The organism is Acinetobacter sp. FDAARGOS_558, assembly GCF_003937785.1.
Taxonomy (GTDB): domain Bacteria; phylum Pseudomonadota; class Gammaproteobacteria; order Pseudomonadales; family Moraxellaceae; genus Acinetobacter; species Acinetobacter baumannii.
This window is the reverse complement of the sequence record NZ_RKJH01000001.1, coordinates 1-18,232: the sequence shown is the minus strand read 5'-3', so window position 1 is coordinate 18,232 and position 18,232 is coordinate 1. Positions and strand designations below refer to the sequence as shown.

The 18,232-nt window shown below is 40.7% G+C and carries 7 protein-coding genes and 14 pseudogenes; all 21 read right to left on the bottom strand.

Annotation, left to right across the window (positions count from 1 at the left end; all coding sequences use genetic code 11):
- Window positions 1-199: 199 nt before the first annotated feature.
- A complete protein-coding gene (locus tag EGT34_RS00095; RefSeq protein WP_125305474.1) occupies window positions 200-397 on the bottom strand; it encodes a hypothetical protein in 198 nt (65 codons plus the stop codon).
- Window positions 398-521: 124 nt separating this feature from the next.
- On the bottom strand, window positions 522-1,076 hold the full coding sequence (locus EGT34_RS00090; RefSeq protein ID WP_031975085.1) for a lysozyme: 555 nt from the start codon (window positions 1,074-1,076) through the stop codon (window positions 522-524).
- On the bottom strand, window positions 1,066-1,284 hold the full coding sequence (locus tag EGT34_RS00085; RefSeq protein WP_001083663.1) for a hypothetical protein: 219 nt from the start codon (window positions 1,282-1,284) through the stop codon (window positions 1,066-1,068). Before EGT34_RS00085 ends, EGT34_RS00090 begins: the two co-directional genes overlap by 11 nt.
- Window positions 1,281-1,637, bottom strand: a complete 357-nt coding sequence (locus EGT34_RS00080; protein ID WP_000138204.1) for a hypothetical protein — start codon at window positions 1,635-1,637, stop codon at window positions 1,281-1,283. Before EGT34_RS00080 ends, EGT34_RS00085 begins: the two co-directional genes overlap by 4 nt.
- Window positions 1,638-2,075: 438 nt before the next feature.
- Window positions 2,076-7,688 (bottom strand): annotated as a pseudogene (locus tag EGT34_RS21185) (phage tail protein).
- A 56-nt stretch (window positions 7,689-7,744) separates the two neighbouring features.
- Window positions 7,745-8,410, bottom strand: coding sequence for a tail assembly protein (locus tag EGT34_RS20930; protein ID WP_171456078.1), 666 nt, complete (start codon window positions 8,408-8,410; stop codon window positions 7,745-7,747).
- Window positions 8,390-9,132, bottom strand: a pseudogene (locus EGT34_RS21405) (C40 family peptidase); the annotation flags it as partial. The pseudogene EGT34_RS21405 and the gene EGT34_RS20930, both read right to left, overlap by 21 nt.
- 6 nt (window positions 9,133-9,138) lie before the next feature.
- Window positions 9,139-9,655 (bottom strand): annotated as a pseudogene (locus tag EGT34_RS21510) (phage minor tail protein L).
- 151 nt (window positions 9,656-9,806) lie between these two features.
- A pseudogene (locus EGT34_RS21505) lies at window positions 9,807-9,945 on the bottom strand (phage minor tail protein L); the annotation flags it as partial.
- A 25-nt stretch (window positions 9,946-9,970) separates the two neighbouring features.
- Window positions 9,971-10,347 (bottom strand): annotated as a pseudogene (locus tag EGT34_RS00060) (phage tail protein); the annotation flags it as partial.
- A gap of 218 nt (window positions 10,348-10,565) precedes the next feature.
- A complete protein-coding gene (locus tag EGT34_RS21170; protein WP_228713126.1) occupies window positions 10,566-10,754 on the bottom strand; it encodes a hypothetical protein in 189 nt (62 codons plus the stop codon).
- Between the two features lie 153 nt (window positions 10,755-10,907).
- Window positions 10,908-11,293 (bottom strand): annotated as a pseudogene (locus tag EGT34_RS00050) (phage tail protein).
- A pseudogene (locus tag EGT34_RS21165) lies at window positions 11,286-11,612 on the bottom strand (hypothetical protein). Before EGT34_RS21165 ends, EGT34_RS00050 begins: the two co-directional pseudogenes overlap by 8 nt.
- 76 nt (window positions 11,613-11,688) lie before the next feature.
- Window positions 11,689-15,296 (bottom strand): annotated as a pseudogene (locus EGT34_RS00040) (transglycosylase SLT domain-containing protein).
- A 445-nt stretch (window positions 15,297-15,741) separates the two neighbouring features.
- A complete protein-coding gene (locus tag EGT34_RS00035) occupies window positions 15,742-15,981 on the bottom strand; it encodes a hypothetical protein (protein WP_125305473.1) in 240 nt (79 codons plus the stop codon).
- Between the two features lie 21 nt (window positions 15,982-16,002).
- Window positions 16,003-16,216: pseudogene (locus EGT34_RS21160) on the bottom strand (hypothetical protein).
- A gap of 35 nt (window positions 16,217-16,251) precedes the next feature.
- A pseudogene (locus EGT34_RS00025) lies at window positions 16,252-16,761 on the bottom strand (phage tail assembly chaperone family protein, TAC).
- Window positions 16,761-17,229: pseudogene (locus EGT34_RS00020) on the bottom strand (phage tail tube protein). The pseudogenes EGT34_RS00025 and EGT34_RS00020 overlap by 1 nt, the downstream one beginning before the upstream one ends.
- Before the next feature lie 75 nt (window positions 17,230-17,304).
- Window positions 17,305-17,670 (bottom strand): annotated as a pseudogene (gene gp17, locus EGT34_RS21155) (tail completion protein gp17).
- Window positions 17,670-18,151: pseudogene (locus EGT34_RS00010) on the bottom strand (HK97-gp10 family putative phage morphogenesis protein). The pseudogenes gp17 and EGT34_RS00010 overlap by 1 nt, the downstream one beginning before the upstream one ends.
- A 3-nt stretch (window positions 18,152-18,154) precedes the next feature.
- Window positions 18,155-18,232, bottom strand: a pseudogene (locus tag EGT34_RS21150) (head-tail adaptor protein); the annotation flags it as partial.

The following is an 18,232-nucleotide window of genomic DNA, read 5'->3' as shown; positions in this document are numbered from 1 at the left end:
TTAGTTATATCAAACTTTGCACAATGAAAAAGTACTATTTCGCTAAATTTATCTTTTTTTGTTGTAAAAAAAGCGCTCAATTTAGAGCGGTTGTTACTTATATAAATCAGTAGGTTAAATAATATTGCTACACTTTTGTTGCACTATTTTTTAAATCTGCATTTGTCTTGTTTTACGTATTTTTAAACTACATTTAAAATTATTTTAAATCTACTTTAATGGGAAGTTCCCAACGGCGTCTATTAAATGTCACGGTTCCATCCAAATTAATAGGCAACTCTTTTAATGAATAGTCATAGATTTTAAGAACATTCCCGTTCTTATCTAAATCAGCGGGTAGATTGCAAGTATTCTCCATTCTGCCCACTTCCGAAACCATGATCATGACTTGCGACATCACAAAGCCCTTACACAAATCGAGACATTCACATTACTATTAATAGTGTGAGCTGTGCAACCTGAGAATAGGAGGCACAGCAATGTGATGATCGATGCAACTTTGGTACGTTTACACATATAAGTTACTTCTTTAAAAAGAGTGCTCGTTCTGCTTCTCGGCGACGAACTAGGCCCTTCATAACCTTGCCACCTGCTTTGTTCCAAACTAGGAATTGATCAGCAGCACCTTGATAGTCACGTTTATTGAGTTTCTTTAATAAGGTTGAATTATTAAAAGCACCAGAGCCAATGTTGTAAGTCAGCGATACTAATGCATCAAACTGATTTTGAGTTAAAGGTACAGTTACCGATTCATTTACAGTCTTTTCAAATTTGGCTAAGTCATGCTTAAAGTAAGTCTTAGCTTGCTCAGGTGTGCAAGTATCACCTTGCTTAACCTTCACGCCATTTGGATAAACTGTTGTGCCAGTGCCAATAGTCCAGACTCCTACACCATCGTCATAAGCTTTGAATCGTGTGTCTTCAAATCCTGAAATTAGATTTACACCAACATCACTTGTAGTCATGCCAGAAGGCGCAAGTTTATCGACCACCTTATTTAGATCATCTACTTGTGCTTGTGTAAGCTTGCCACCTGCAATCACACGAGCAGCATCAAAGAATGGTTTAGTTGTCATTGGATTCACCTTTCTTTTTCTCTAACTCAGAGCTACCAAAATAAAAGCCACATGCAGTTGTCATAGCCCCAGCAATAAAACCCAATGCCGTATTAATCAGATTGCTGTTTTCTCGCGGCATATCCACAAAAAATAAAGCAATCACTAAAACAAACATCAGTCCCACTAATGCGAAAGCTAGATAAGCTCTTGTGTTTTCACTATTCATCGTCCTGCTTCCTCTAACCGTGAAACCTTCTCTTTAATTAAAGATTGATCTTGGCTTAATTGAATAATTGAAGATCCAACCCAAGCGCACAGCGAAAATACGATTCCTGCAAAGATGCCAAGCAGTACACGCAATACAGAAATTCCACCATCTTGCGCTGCTGTGCGGTTTTCTAAATTGGCGACTTTGATATCCAATGTATCGATATCCTTTTTGTTCTGTTCGCTAGTCTCTTTGTGTGCTTCATTAATAAAAGTCAGTCGAGTAACATGATCTGACAACATGCGAATATCACTCTGAATTGAGTCAATTTTCTTTTCAAATCTCAACCCGTATGATTCATTTTCAGTCATGCCTTCCCCCTTTCGTTTAGGCAATAAAAAGCACCCGGTTGGGTGCTGTTACTTTTTCATTTCAATAACACTTAACGTTCTCGAAGTAATCATAAAGTTGCTTCTTGATTCCACATTTAATGGAATATTAACGCCCTCCTGTCGAGCAAATCCTGCTTTAAGTGTGTAGGTAACATTGCCAATAGTACTGTTATCATCAATAGCTGAAACGATAACCGCAGTCCCGTTGAAATTGACATTAATAGTACCAGTTTCAAGATTTGCACCTAATGAACCCCGTCCAATTAAATTTCCATTCCGATATATAGAAATATAAAAGAAGCCATGGCCCTGTCATTTGCTGCAATTGGATTACCTCGTCCGTCACTTACACTAAAAGCGCCAAAAGTAGGTGTGCAAATATTTACTGAAGCATCAATTCTAACTTTTCCACCACTTCTATTTAACGTTACTTGTAAAAGTGTACCTATATGATTTCCCACGCTGATAGGTGGTTATTAAAATCATTATTAGGCAACCCACCAGTTGATCCTCCTGAAAACTATTGATAGTTTTGATATCAATTGCTTTAACTCCTATCGGTACAGTTACAGCCTCATCCTTGATCTTTAGAGTATCAATTGCGCCATCTTCAATATTCGCAGTTTTGACTTTAATTGTTCCCAAGTCCGCACTAATAACACTTAAGTTTTCTGCCCAGATCCGATTGGCATTGATATATCCAAAACTACCATTATCGACATACAAACCACGCGGAATAACAGTACCGTTTGGCAAAGTAACTGGAGTATTTTGCAGTGTCATTAATGGTTTAGGTTTTACACCATCAACACCGACAGGCGTACCAAACTGAATTGCATCATAATTGAATATGAAAGTTGAAGTCGTACCATCATTCATTGAACCATGTCCTGAGACATGGCCATTCACATCAAACTTCATGAATTGCTCTGCATAGACACCATCTACACTTTTTGACACTTCCTGAATCGATGCTGTATGTCCGTCAACAGTTGTTTGAATAGTATCAACTTTCTCTGCTGTCGCACTCTGAGCATCCGAAACCGCATTCACTTTTTGTTGAACTGTTGCCAAATTGGTGTTTGCTGTATTTGCCTTATCCAAGGCATCATTAGCCGTTAATTGTGCATTACCCGCTGCTGCATTTGCAGATGAAGCAGAAGCTTGAACAATATCAATTTGACTTGCTTGCGAAGACTGACTATCTGTAAGCGTTTTGATCTGGCTCTGAACTGTTGCTTTGTTACTTTCAAACTGAGTTTGAACAGTATCAATACGTTGCCCAAGTGCGCTATCAGCATTTACACGCGCAGTAGATTCAGAGGCAATAGTTGCCTTATTTTCATCTATCTGAGCCTGAGTAATATCAATCCGCTTACTTAAAACCAAGTCACCTTCAGCTGCTGCTGACTGTAATGACCATGATCCAGCCTCTGTTGATGAGCTGTCAGCAGTTAGTGAAGTACTATCTGCGGTTAGTGGGGTAACTTTTGCATAGACTCCGCTTAATCGCTCAGTATTTGCATTGATCAAATCACCCTGCTCATCAACGGTAGCTTTCACACTATCCACATAACCTGTTGAGGCCTTGTCACTAAGCTCAGCCTCTACAGACTCAACACGCTCAATTGCAGCACTAGATGCATCTGCTGCTGCATTGGCTTGTGATAGTGCTGTGGCTGCATTTGCCTTAGCTGTTGCAGCATCACTACTTGCAGTGCCAGCTGTTGCTTTTGCCTGATTTGCTACAGTAACAGCAGACCCAGCTTCCGAAACTGCTGCTTCAGATTTAGTTACAGCAGTAGCACTATTTTCAAGTGCCTGACCTGCTTGATCAGTTGCAGTATTGACTTTGACATCAATTGCATCAACTTTTAAAGCGGTTGCTTCATTGTCTGCAGTATTAATATCAACTCGTTGACTCACTGCTGCTAAAGCTGCATCGTTACTCGCTTTATAAACATTTAAAGCTTGGACTGTAGCAGCATCACCACTCGCTCTTGCTGTAGCTTCCTGTTGAATTAATGCAGTGTTTTCACCAACTGAAGCTGAAACGGTATCGATGCGCTTACTTAAAGCTAAATCGCCATCAGCATAAGCAGACTGAATTGTCCACGCCCCTGCTTGGTTGCTACCACTATCAGCTGTCCAGTTGTTTTGGTCAGCAGTTAATGGAGTAACTTTTGCATAAACACCATCAAGCTTCTGCGTTTGAGCTTTAACAACGCCATCAATATCCTCTACATCCGCTTTGACTTCTTCAAGCGCACCAGTTGAAGCCTTGTCCTCTAAAGCAGCATTGATTTCATTAATAGATAATGCATTAGCACTAGAAGCATCAGCAGCAGCTTGCGCTTTACTGATAGCAGTTGCAGCATTGGTTTTTGCAGTTGCAGCATCACTACTAGCGGTATTGGCTGTATTAATAGCACCATCTGCTTTTGAACTTGCCGATTGTGCTGTTGCTGTTGCTTCCCGTGCCATTGATGAAGCTGAACCTGCTTGAGACACCGCTGTATCAGCCTTGCTTATGGCAGTAGCACTATTTTCAAGTGCTTTGCCAGCATCATCCGTGGCAACCTTTACACTGGCTCTTAAACCATCAATTGCCTGTGTATTTGCACTAGTGTCATCAACAACTGCTGTTACATCGTCTATAACCGAAGCCAGAGCCAAGTCATTGGAAGCAATGTAATTATTCAGTGCCTGAACCTGTGCTCCATCGGCATCAGCCAAAGCAATAAGTTTTGCTGAACAGAAGCATTGTTATTGCCAAAATCTGAACTCAACGTATCAATTCTTTGGCTTAGTGCGCTGTCACCATTGACTCTTGCTAAGGCTTCTTGCTGAATAGCAGCTTGGTTATTTCCCACCTGAGCATTAACAACATCGATACGTTTACTTAGGGCTAAATCACCTTCAGCAAATGCTGACTGAATTGTCCAAGCAGCAGCTTGGTTACTTCCATTATCTGCGGTCCAGTTGTTCTGATCAGCCGTTAAAGGTGTTACCTGTGCGTAAACACCGTCCAGTTTTGTTGCTGTAGCATGTAAGTCATCTGCAACAATATCAACCGATTCTTGAACAGCTGCAATTGATGTGTCGGTGCTTTCTTTATAGGTAGTGACAGCATTAAGAATCTGCTGGTCACCATCAGTTCTAGCCTGAATCTCTTGAGTTAAACCATCACTGACACCTTTAACTGCAGCAATGCGGTCATTGGTTTCTTTCGCAACGGCATCAGAAACTTGCTTAACTTCACCCTGCCGTACCAAAGATTCTTGTGCAATTGCATCTGCACGGGCTTGTGCTTCAGCTGCATCTGCTGCAATTCGATCACTAATTTCTTGTGTAAGGCTATCGTTTAATCCAGAAACATCACTTACTCTTTGCTGGGTTTCAGCATCGATTGCTGCATTCGCAGAATCAATTTCACCCTCAAGAGCAGTAACTTTGTCAATTAAATTTCCGATATCTCCATCAAGACCTTCAATCGTATCAATCTTATTGATCGTATCTCTTAAGTCCTGATCTAACTGCGTTGCAGAAATTAAGCCATCAAGCGCATCAAGAATATCATTCGCCTGTGCAGTTGAAGTGCCACTAACCCAACTAGACCAATCCCCTTTATTACCGATCCGGTCAACCAACCGCCCCGATACCAGAGTGTCACATTAGCAGCCAAACCCTGCTGCTGTAGTGAAGTCGTTGGATAAGCATAAGAACCCAGAGGCTGAATATTGGCACCATTGGAAGTCGTAGAATATTCAATTTCCGTATATGCAGTATCTAATGCGCCAGTTGCAGGAAATTCCCATTCCACTTTCATTCCGAACATTGTGCCAATCGCTCGGATAAAAGCTAATTTTGGTGGTAACCCCTGCTTACCAGTCAATGCAGTCAAACTGAGTATGCCGGTAAAGAAGAAATTTCAAATGCTGAAATTGCTGTTACACGCGCCTGATATTGACCCGCATAAATACCTGGTACCTCTACCGAGTTATTGCCTGTCAGTGGTAATTTAATCCAGCTCCCGTCATCTTTACGCCACTCAACCAGATACTTAACTGCTCCACGGGCTTGTGCCCATGACACAATCATTGTGGCAACATTAATACCTTGATCTACTCGGCTTTCACTTGTAATGGTGACGTTTGTAACCGCATCCTGAACAGTAGGATTAACAATTGAAATAGGTGCTTCTTCAAAATGTGCTCCAGTGTCGATTGCATCAAACTTTGAAGGATTGTATTGAAGAGCAGTAATGCTAAATTGATGTTTATCATCTTGAGTAATAGAGATGACCCGAAACTTCATTGTTGCCAAGTCTTGAGCATCTAAACCCAAATGTTTTGCACAGCAATCGAATTCACATCAAAGCCGTGGTTACTGTAATAACTCTACCTGCTATTGACTGAACAATACGTGTTTGGGCTTTGCCATTTTCTCCATTAATTACGAGTCGGTCGCCAGCTTTTGCAACCACATTATCTCGGTCCAAAGTAATACTTTTACGATCTGCCGAAATAGCAGATACACGACCACCATTTGCACGACCTGCAAATAGAGGATCAGCAACTTCAATTACTTTCCCTGGCAAGGAATGTGTCCATCTAGACCAACTTTGAAGACACTGTACGTGTTTCAAGTTGCTCTGACTTTAAAGCCCAGTGACCTGCTCTCTGCGCTTGTCCGCGCGAAGTGCATCCCCAAGCATCAATTTCCAAATACGAACTTGGCCCGCTTCAGCAATTGCTTTCTCATCACGAACAAACTCATATTCGGTTTTGTAGTGATTAGCTGGGTTATCCCACGCAATTTTTACAACATTATGGCGATCACGCGCACGGGTTCCTGAGTATTCAAAATTGCCATCAATGACATTGGCACGTGTATAAGTGAAATATGTATCTTGGGGAATATCCGCATCGCAAATAATGCTATTACCATCCCAAACGTTATCGCACGAAACACACCAGCTAACTTAGTTAAAATCTCAAATGCACCTTCTGCGCTCTGAAGATAAACGTTACAAGTAAAGCGTGGTTCCTGCCCCCCTAGACCATCCGGCACCATTTGGTCACAGTATTGTGCTAAACGATATAAAGACCACTTATCAATCATTAACGGGGTTAAGCGGTCACCCAAAGCATAACGGTCTACGGTACATATATCGTAATAGATCCATGCCGGGTTATTTGTGTATGCCTCTTTAAATGTACCGTCCCAAATTCCTATATATTGACGTGTAACCGGATTGTAGTTTGTGGGAACCTTGATAATCCTACCTTTCGTATCCATTGCAACTTTAGCAACATTCCCAAAGGTTTCAGCATCGTACTGGAGGCCCAATAATGCTGTATTTGGATAACGTAATTTTGCATCAATTACCTCTGTTACCGCAGATACATACATCTTGTCGCTGATATATTCGGATGTTGAGTTGGGAGTAATTCGGCGAACACGAACCAGCCAGCCTGAATCGGCTTTGGGTAAGTCAATACGATGTGGACGCTCATAATTATCAGATGTTTTATCTGAAATTTTTGCTCTTAATACTTCTGACCATGCTCCGCCATCAGTTTGCAAGTCCACCGCGTATTCAATGGTATAGCCAGTAACATCACCTGTTGTTGGGTCTTGGTTGCGTAGTGGACCCCAACGTAATCGTAATCTAACCGCATCAAGATCAAGGTTATTAAAAGAACGTACCCAAGGTGTAGATGATTTAAGCTCTACGTCAATCGGGATTTCATTTTCAACTGCCGGGAAGCCTTCAATGTATTCCTGATCATTAGTACCATTTCTAAAATCAACTTTTACATTTTCAAAGTTAAGGCTTCCATCTGCATTTTGAAGTGGAGTTTCTTCTAAATAAATTGACTGAAGCCCATTAGCTAAACCTTCAATCTCGCCTTCAGCTAAACCATATAGAACCTTGATAAAGGTTTTCGATTGAGCAGAATCTGGTGAAATGACAGGTTGCCGTTGTTTTTTACTGCCTTTTTTTGCGCCTACTACTGCATTCATAAGAAATCTCACGCAATAAAAAAGGCGCTAGAAAGCGCCTGTTAAATAATTAAAATTTACATCTGATCTTCAGGATATTGACCAGCACTGATAATGAAGCCGCCGATTTCCCGTTGACCATAAAGAATTGGAACAGGATTACCTTGTGCAACTGTAGTTACTGCACCGCCAAAGCCTTTGTTGGCACGGTTGCCATCTTGGTTTTGGTCTTGAGTATTATCAATTTTTGGCATGAGCATTGATGCAACCCCTCCCATAGCCATGCCAGCACCTGCACCTATCAATGCAACCTGAGCAGCCTGACCAATACCTGGTATAAATGAAGCAGCTATCAGAATCGCACCAAGTACAAGTTGCAAAATCCCATTATTGCCACCAGCCCCCATTACACGCGGGACGATATGAATAGTGTCTGCTTCAGTATGCATGTCTAGCTGCTCTTCACCGATGTTATCGCCGGTAATGAGCCGCTTAGTTTCATGATCGTAAATTGCTGGGCGTTTCTTGCCTCGTTTATTACTCGAGTTCTTTCCTTTTAGAAACACGGCAAAGCGTAGCCCTTGCTCATGTGCATGCAACATAAAGTGTTCAAAGCCAGCGATCTGAACAGATAATGCACGCATGGCTTCACGTGTATTTGCGACATCGAGCTTAAATTCACGACCGAATTTTTGCCCCAAGATGCCGTACAACTTAATTGTTTTAACATCTCTATGCCTCAAGATTTTTACAGTACGTTCAAGCCATTGTTGACCATATATTTCCCGCACAGATTTACGGTTATACGGATGATGAAGGATTAAACTTGAACCGATGCAATGCTCAGTTTGTTCCGATTTAAGCTGCCCATTATTACCCAACCATATAACTGCATGATTGGGATGTTCAGTACGCCCAACACGACAAACAAGCATATCGCCATATTGTGGTGTATCTACTTCATAGAAGCCTGCTTTTTCATAGTTTTCAAGATAAAGTGATGGATGGGATTTATCCTCCCACCAAGCATCTTTTCGCTGAAATCCAACAGCTCCACACCTAACTCACGGCTATAAAAATCACGAATCAGCGCGTAACAATCTTGCCAGCCATGAAAATAATTACGCCCCACTAAAGGGCGCGATAATCACACGGCTCGTAGATTTGAAATCCAGATCCGGATATGAACAAATTACCCACGGCTTTTTATGTAGTTCAATCTGAATCAGATCGAGTTCCGATGCTCTTGTTGTTCCATCTGGATGGGAATGCACATAAGCTAAGATTTCGCCTTGATCTTCAGCCATAGCTAAATCTTCAGGATGGATTTCAAACTGATCAGATTGAGCTGAAACATTGCGGCAGCGGATATATTCTTTTCCAACAATTACCCCACAGCATTCATGCGGATAGCATTCATCGGCATGGGTCATGATTGCTTTTTGGTTTTTGCTGTAAGTTTCATAAAACCTCACAATAAGCTTGAAGCCGGGAACCCACCGAAAGGCAAAGGTTTATTGTCTCCGTGACGCAATCGGCAGTCTCTTAAATGACCTCCACAATTATCTTGTGCCGGGTCATCTGTTGGCTCACCTTTTCTGTGAACATAGCCGCGCCCGTATAACCACACTCTTCGCCGCGATACTTCCCCATCATGCACCAATGACAAAGTGAAGTAATTTGACGTACAGGAATTTTCAAACCCTCAAATCGATTGGATTGGACAGCTCGAAAGTCACTTGTTGTGCATTTTCAGATGTCTTTTGCTCGATGTACCAGATTTGCTCTTTTGATTCATTCGATGCAATTGGATTGCCTTCTGTGAAGTTTTCAGCATCTAAGTATTTAGCAAGTGTGGTAATCACTTTAAGTTTTGCACCAGCAAAGTCTTTAAACTGCAAACAGTAAGCAGACACAGCATTTTGAATGCCGTTGATATTGTTGGCCATGCTTAAAGTTGGTGCTGAAGCTTTACCGTCCGAACGCATTTCAAGGCCAGACACCTCAAGCGCCATTGGCTCAAAAACTTGACCTTGCCAATAATATTTCGCATCCATACTTTCTGATCGCCAATATTAAAAACTTTATCGGCCTTGATTGTTGCTGTGTCAGCCTTCCAACTTGTTAAGTCAGCTGAGACATAAATCTTTTCCCAATCTTCATAAGAAATATGCCCATGGAAACGTAAAATGCCAGCACCTAAGCTGCTGGCATCTAATTCATACAATGTTATAAGGCCGTCTACATAAAGTTTCTGGAAATCACTATTCAGCGTCATCTGGTAGTGTCTCCTCTAAAACTAGCTCTTCATGTAATCGAACGTCTATCCACCGACCATCAGGAATGTCCATTGGATTTTCATGATCACCAACGATTGCAGCAAGCTCAATATCAAACTTACGCTTGTATGTCTTGATTGAAATGTCGCCATTTTCTAGGGTTGAGTATTCAACAGCAACTACCGTATTACCGTTGGCATCTTTAGGTACTTCGATGTACCAACCTTCCTGAGCAAAACCGAGCGAACCCTGAATTAAGTAATCACCAACACCTAGCTTGTCAAAGTAATTTGCTGCTTTTCAGCATCATTATTTAATTCGATATGATCATTAAATAACTTAACAATTGGTGAAGCTGCTTTAATAAATCCATTACCATCGACAGTCGTATTTTTCTGCGTCCACATTTTATAAAGTGAATATGCACCAGAATTCACATTAGAATGTCTTACTCGGTAATAAATTTCATGACTACTTGGGGCAGCTAAAATCTGTGCGTGTACACCACCACCGCGAGTCATAGTCAATCCACAACAATATGCTGGTATTGTTGAGGAAGCAGTGGTATTAGACCAAACAAAACCATTCGCAGGTGGATAATCCGATGCATCTGACTCGGTTAAAGCATAAGCTCCCGTCCCAGTAGCAAGAGAATCACCAAGACCAAAGCTCCATTACGCATTAATGAATTTTGTGTAGTATCAGTTTTTGATGTCTGGGCTGTGCTTGTTGCGGCAGTCCCCAAACCTAATGCAGTTCGAGCAGATGTTGCACTGGTTGCCCCTGTACCACCCTTTGCAATTGGCAAAGCAGTTGGAATCGTAGCTCCATTAGTGCTTCCAGTTAGGAATCATATAGCTCAGTAAAGTTTGCGTTTATATACTGGAAAGCTGTTCGAGCTGGTGTTCCTGATCCGTCATTTGCAGCTGAACCAACATTAATAACTTGCTTAGTCATTTTCTTACTCGCATAAAAAGCCCCTAAAAGGGGCTTTAAAGGGGTTTAAATTAAGGGTAAAAACTTGGGTGAATGTCGTAGAGATTTGCCAACATCACCGCCCAAACAGCGTGGTTGATATTCACCTGTTTTAACTCGGACCTCACCGTCTAAAGGTGAATCCCAAAGGAACGAGTCAGCACCCTTATGTTGATCGAAGAATGCTTTGATTTGCATAATTTCGGCTTTATAAGCCGTTCTTTGATAAGTCCATTCGCCAGCTCGGTTATTGATACCTACAGCAATGTTTTGTTCATAACCATCGCCAAATTTGCTTGATAACGTATTAAAGCTCTGCGAACCTGAATTACCTTCTAAGTCTTGGCACCAAGTGAATTTACGATTACTCATCTTTTTTTGACCACTCAACTTTCATACTAACCGGACTATCTTTAAAACGTTTTTGCAACTTTCTAGATCCTTCGTATCTTGATCTGGAGCCAATAAACCTGCCACCTACTTTCACGAACTGCCCATTCTTTTACATGTTTGTTTAGTAGCTCTGCAGCTTTAGAACTCTTAGATTCCTTTTGAAAAATGAGTGTGAGCGCCAAACCAAATACAAAACCTGTTGCATATGCAATATGATTAGACTTAATCAACTTAAACTTATGTAAAAAACTGCAGTTATCAAAAAAGCAAAGAGGAATGCTATAAAATATCTTTTCATATTCTCACTTCCTGAAAAGCAATAAACCCACTCAGTAAAGTGGGTTTATTTGGGTTTAAGTGGTTAAATTTAGGTATTAGCGTCTCACTAGATTAAACAAGACACCACCTTGACGACTTTCACGTCTAGCCCATGCGTCCATTGCATTATTCAGAGATTCAGCAATTTGCTTTTGACCTTGTGTATTGACGCTTGCAGATCCATCAGCAAACGTAATTTGCTGACTAATTTGTACATTGCCCTCACTAGCCCCGTTTTGACGATTATTTAAATAATTCGTCAAATCTTTGTTCTGTTGAGGGTTTAATACACGTTCACCACCATCTAAAAGCCATGTGCCTTCACGCGGGATATTATCTATACCGTTGTGGGCCATACCTTGGATTGTTTGGGCTGCCATGATGCCAACTGAAGCGTAACCTGTTGCCCTAACAACTCCAGCCAAAACACTCCCATAAGCACCACCTTGCGCCAGTGCCTTAGTAGCACCTTCCTCCGTATTAACAATTGCTTGAGCTATTGAAGCAGCCTTAGAGGCAAGAACATAGTTTTGTAAAGTGCATTTGACTTCCAACACTTTGCTCTAATAGTGCGGTCATGTCTGAAAAGACCTGCCCAGTCATTCCAGCAATTTGCGAATAGACTTGCATTTTGGTTTCAAAATTCTGTTGATCCAAATCACGCTCTTTTTGTGCGTAATCTGCATCAAGTGCAGCTTTCGCTTGCAAATACTGCTCATGTGCATCTAAAGCATAGAATTGCGAAGATTCTCATCTGATATTGCACTTATTCCAGCAACTTCATCGTTATAGGATGTTTGGAGTCCTCCGAAATCTGAAGAATATTGATTTTGCAAATTAAACTTTGAAAACTCTTCAGGATTAAGTCTATTAAATAGAGATTGAGCAGAGTTCTGACCAACTTGAAAGACGCTGTCAGAAGCTTGGTTTAAAGTTTCAAAAATTGCATAATCCTTAGATTTTGCCATCTCTTCGCGAACACGTTTACTTAAACTATAAGTTTGAAGTATTTCTTCACGTTCACGTTGGTAACGCTTCACAACAATTTCAGTCTGGTTTAGATAACCTCAAACGCCGACTGAATTTGTGCATCTTCTTCGCGTTTTACGGCAGCAATTTCAACTTGTTTTTGACGCTCAAGAGCAGCTTTAATCTCTAAAGCTTTTTCGATTTCCCGTACTCATACTCGGCATTAGAGTCGATTAACTCTTTTTGTCGATCAAAGTTTTGTTCAATCTGCTTGATTCGATCAGTTTCAAAAGCAAAGTACTGGTTGTACTCTTCCTTTTATCAGACTCAAGTTTTGCAATTTGAGCGGCATATAGGGCATTTTCCTTATCAATCATCTCCTTAAGCTGCGGTGTACCAGCATAGGCGAAGGTAATCTTTTCAATATTATCTTGATGCTCTTTTGCAAGTCGTTGAGCTTCGGTGTAATACCGAGCATCGACATCTTTTTAGCATCATCAATGGCTTTTTGAGATTCAGCAGCCTTATTAATTAATTCAAGTTGATCTGCCTGTGTAGGCATTAAAATTGAATTGTCTACAGTAGATTTTCCAGATACTCCGGCGAACCACTTCTGGAAACCCGGTGCGTAACCAGCAACCTCTTTACGCTTGCTATCTGATAGACCACCTTTTAAATAGGTTCTTAAGCCACCTGCACCTGCATTGTAGGCCATGAGTGCTTTATCCATGGCTCCAAAATCAGCCAAATGTTTAGATAAGTCTTTAGCTGCTGCTGTTGCAATTTCTTCAGTAGAACTTTTGGCATTAAGACCATACTGCTTTCTAACACACTCGTTGTTTGGAAAAGACCTATTGCCCCAGTATGACTTTTGCTCCAGCATTCGCCCAGACTCTTGAAGAATCAAGGCAGCAAGTGTTCCAGCAGGCAAACCATACAAACTTTCAATCTGAGCAAAATTATTTGCCTTAGCAATACCTTGCGCACGAGCAATTGCCGCCAACTCGTCTTTACTAAAGTATAATTTTTAGATTGAAGTTTTCGCGGGCAGCAAGTAGCACATCCTTTGGCAATGGTGCTTTAAAAGCATTTTCTCCATTTGCTGCGATCTGTGCATCAGCATAAACATTCGCTTTATCTACACTTACCCCTCTCTTACAAGTGTCTTGATATATCCTTCTCTAAGCACATCTTGTTTGGCTTGGGTAATGTAGTCACGTTGTTTTTGTGTCAGTGATTGCCATGCCTTAGTAGAGTCTTTGACAGCTTTTGCTTGAGCTTGCTGTGATTTAGTTGTCTCATCAGTAACATCTTTAACTAATTTTTGGATCTCTTTTTGACGATCTATAGAGTTATTTGCAGCATTAATTTTGTATCTAATTCAGCAACAACTTAAGTGTACTCTCACTAACCAAGCCTTGCTTTTGTAGCTGAGCAAAAGCATTCTTAGCTTCATCCCCACCTTGTTTTAAGCTAGCAAGGTACGCTTGAACCGCTGTAAATTGCTTAATATCACCTTGAACTTTCAAGTCGTTTTCAAATTGTTCTAACGCTGTAAGAAGACTTTTTAGTTCTTTGGTTTGTTTTTCAACCTCCTCACTTGCCTCAATACCTTTTATAGCTAACTGTGCTGCGGTAAAGCTTTATATTTTTGTCGAAGTTCACTAAGTGCTAAACCTTGCTCTTCAAATGCACTTGTTGCATCTTGAGTGTGTTTGGTCATCAATAAATATGCACCACCAGCTACAGCAATTGTGTTGCTAACATTGCCAATCCAGCAGGACCACCAAGTAAAGCCATGACTCCAGCTGTAGCGCCAGCAGATCTTGCAAAGCTTGCTAAGCCCACGCCCGCACGAACTGCAAAATAGCAGTTTGCCCAAGTTGATATGTAGCGACAACCAAAGCAGGAACAAATCTAGTTGCAATGCCAGCAGATACGGCAATAGTTACCGCTTAATATCATCCCAATTCTCTATAACTGTTTCGATAGCAGGAACAACATTATTTACAAGTCTTGCCTCGACTCCTGCCATTGTAAATCCATTAATTGAAGGTTTTCTCTGCTTGAGCTAGGCTTTTAACCAAATCATCAGACATGATTGCACCAGCTTTTTCAGCCGCGTCACCCCATTTTTAAATCCTTCACCACCATTTTCTAGCAATGGTATAAGTAAAGAAGAATCTGAAATGATTGCTTCCATGTAGAATTCATATCATTGGTAGAGGCTCCAGCTTTTTCCAATGAGTTATAAAATAGTTGAAGTGCTTCTGGACCGGACAGCTTTTGAAACTGTTGAATCGTTACACCAACTTTAGGGGCTATATTGGTGAAAAAGTCAGCTAAAGGCCCACCACCAGTTTGTTGGAAATCGCCTATACGATCTGCATGTCTTTCATTTTATCTGCAAAAGATTCCAATGAAATTCCAGCAGTTTCTGCCCCTTTGGCGTAATACTGAAATTCACGCACTGAAGCATTCGCAAGTTTTGAAAACTTTTGAATATCATTTCCAGTCTGAATAACTTGATCACTAAATTAACAAGTTGAGCCACTGAAAGACCAGCCACCGCACCACTTAATGCACTTACAGCAATAGCTGCAATATTTAAAGAATTGGCAATCCCTTGACTCGATGTTCGCGCCTGCCGTTCAGCTCTACTTAGTGGCTCTGAAAAACTAGCCGTCTGAACCACTAGATCCAGTGTTAATCTGCCAAGTGATTTGTAGCCATTTCTTTCTCCGGGCAATAAAAAACCGCCTTACGGCGGTTCATTGAGATGGTCTGGTTTAAAGTTTACTCTCAGCCTCACTAAACCAGTTGTGTTAAATTTGAATTGTCTTGTTCCATTTCTATAAAATGGAACCTCAATAGTAATTGAATTAAATTTTTAATATTTCTAAAAAGCAGCAGAATTACCATAGAAGGCAAGAATAGTCCCATCTGTACCTGTACATCATGAATGGAAACATCCATTTTCTGTACTGAATTTTCGCCAAATTTCACAAAACATCACATCCATATCGCCCGCAATCATATTGGCCTTTATCTATTGTTAAAAAACTTGGTGTGCCTGTTTTAGAATCTAATATATCTAGTTGAAGTTATTTTCTCCATCATATGGGAATTTTAGATCTGCATTATTCTCCGACTAACAGCAAGCCATTTAATTCCTTATTACGCATTTCATCTTTACTAACTACAACCTTCCAATTGGATTCAGAAACTTTTCCCTGCTTTCTGAAGCGAAAGAGAAGATATTTTATTGTCTTTTCGCAACCAGCACCCACCAAACATAGGGCAAAAATTATCAAGACTCTATTCATAATCACACCGTTTTCAATTTTCTTCAATTTAACAAAACGGTATGTAAATGTCACATGCCCCACCTTATGGCAGGGCTAGTTACTATGATACTTCTCAAAATACTCCTCTAATGACAATGAATTGTCATCGTCTGGAGGCGTTTCATGAGGCATAAATATATAAGGTCTACTTTTGTTCCCTCTTTAACTTTGAAGCCTGTGTAATGCGCCATCCAGCTTCCAAAGCTTTGCTCTAGCCGGCGACCAAAGAAAAGAGAGCCATATTTTGACGATAGGCTCTCCATTCCATCAACTCTTTATGACTAATGTTTAATTCGGCTTCTGCTAAAGTGCTTCCACCGATTCCATTGAGGACGAGTTCAATGAGGAGTTCTCTGTCTGCAAGCTCTTCTTCCGAGACTTTCCCAAAAAATTATTAACTTCATCAGCAGCAGCATACATAGCATTTATTAAACTAGGCTCTGCTTTATAGATGTCATTAACACTTGAGAAAAAGGTGTTCCCTTTTGATCTGAGCAAATTGAACCAAGTAATTGAGCAGCTTGCATGTGAGTTGAATCGATTTTCTTAACCTTTGAATCCTCAAGATTCTCATAATTAAGATCCCATTCAATTGCTTTGGATGCCTCGCGACTTTCCTTGAAGTTCATTTTTTGACAAAAATATCAGCTTCAAGCTCAACAATATCACCCAGCTCTAATGAATTTTTTTCGTCAATTTTTTAAGTGACTCAATATTACTTTCAGTCACTTCAACATTCCACTTGACGGCTTTTTTAACTGGAACGTTTAGAGTAGTTACACTCTTTAAGTCTGTAATGCTGATCTTAGCCATTATGGAGCCACCGTGCGTTAGTTGGAGTTACGCCAGAAGTACGAATCAATGTGAATGAATAACCAACTACAGAATCGACTTCAAATGCATTAGGTGCAGTAGGATAATATAACCTTGAATGACCACCACATACGATCCTCTGGCAAATCAATACCGGTAGTAGCATCATAAGTTGGAGCGGTGGAAGCATGACCCGAACCAACATGCCACTCTAAAATCTCTCCGGATTCGGCAATTTCAATTAATTTGTCATGACTGGTGTTCGTATCATCGTAATCGATTTCTACTGCACCTTCACCAGGATCACGCATACCGCGAACATACTGTTTTGATTCTGCATCAAGACAAGTTACATCAATTTTTTGAAATGAATCTTGCCCCAAGTCAATCCGTTAGAGCAAACAAACGAACCACTTGACCATTTAACACAGTAAATAACTGTGTTTTTTGAGTTTTAACATTAGCCATTAAGAGCGCTCCTTAATTTTAGGCATAAAAAAGCACCCGAAATGGGTGCTAAGTGAAAATATGGTTTAAGTTTTATTAGCGGTTTACGATCCAGCTAACATCAAAAGATAGTGGGGCATTCCTGTTACGGGTCCTTATCTGCCTCGCCATAACGAACCACATAACAATCAAGTTCAATTGCGAAGCGAATTGCTTTTGCAACCTGCTCAACAACCTCCTCATCAGTTGCATATACATCAATTTGAATAATTGCATTATCTGAAACAGGACGTGAATCAAGGTGCTATTGAATCACCAGAAATTGTTTGCCAAGTAACATACGTGTTTCTGGCTCATCTGGAGCTAATCCAAACTTCCAGACACGTAAATATTATCGTTTTCAAGTAGAGCCTTAACCGCTGGATCTGCTCTGGCTAATTTAAAAATTGGAACATCAATCATTAAGCTGCACCTAAAACCACGCTGAGTTCAAATTAAACACCTGAACAAATTTATCGGTAACTTGTTCAATGTTTTCGTATAAAGCAGGCGTAAAAATGGAGTAGCAGGTTGTTTACTTGTGCCTAACTCAAGGAATCGCCAGTAAAAGACTCGGCCGTCCGCTTGGTAAGTTTGACCAACGCCCAGCACGTCTATTTTGAGCATTGTTTGTATGGGATACGTGCACCACCACGCACTCCACGCGCATAACCAAAGTGTTTTTATTTCTACTCCTCCGGCCATTTTGAACCACAATTTCTTTCCAGATTTTTTCAGGAGTGGTGGGATCATCTAAACGTTTAACTTTTTGACGAGCTGCATCTCTTGCAATGTTCATTGCCTGCCGCATCGCTTTACGGGCAATACGTTTTACAGTCTTGTCATTACCAATTGCCCGCATTCGTCTTAATGCAGGCTCCAAGCCATGTATTTGAGTTGTCATAATTTACCCATTCCATGCTTTATCACCTGTTGCAAGGTTGATAGTTAAATACTCACGGCGTGAGTCTGGGTCTCGCATTGG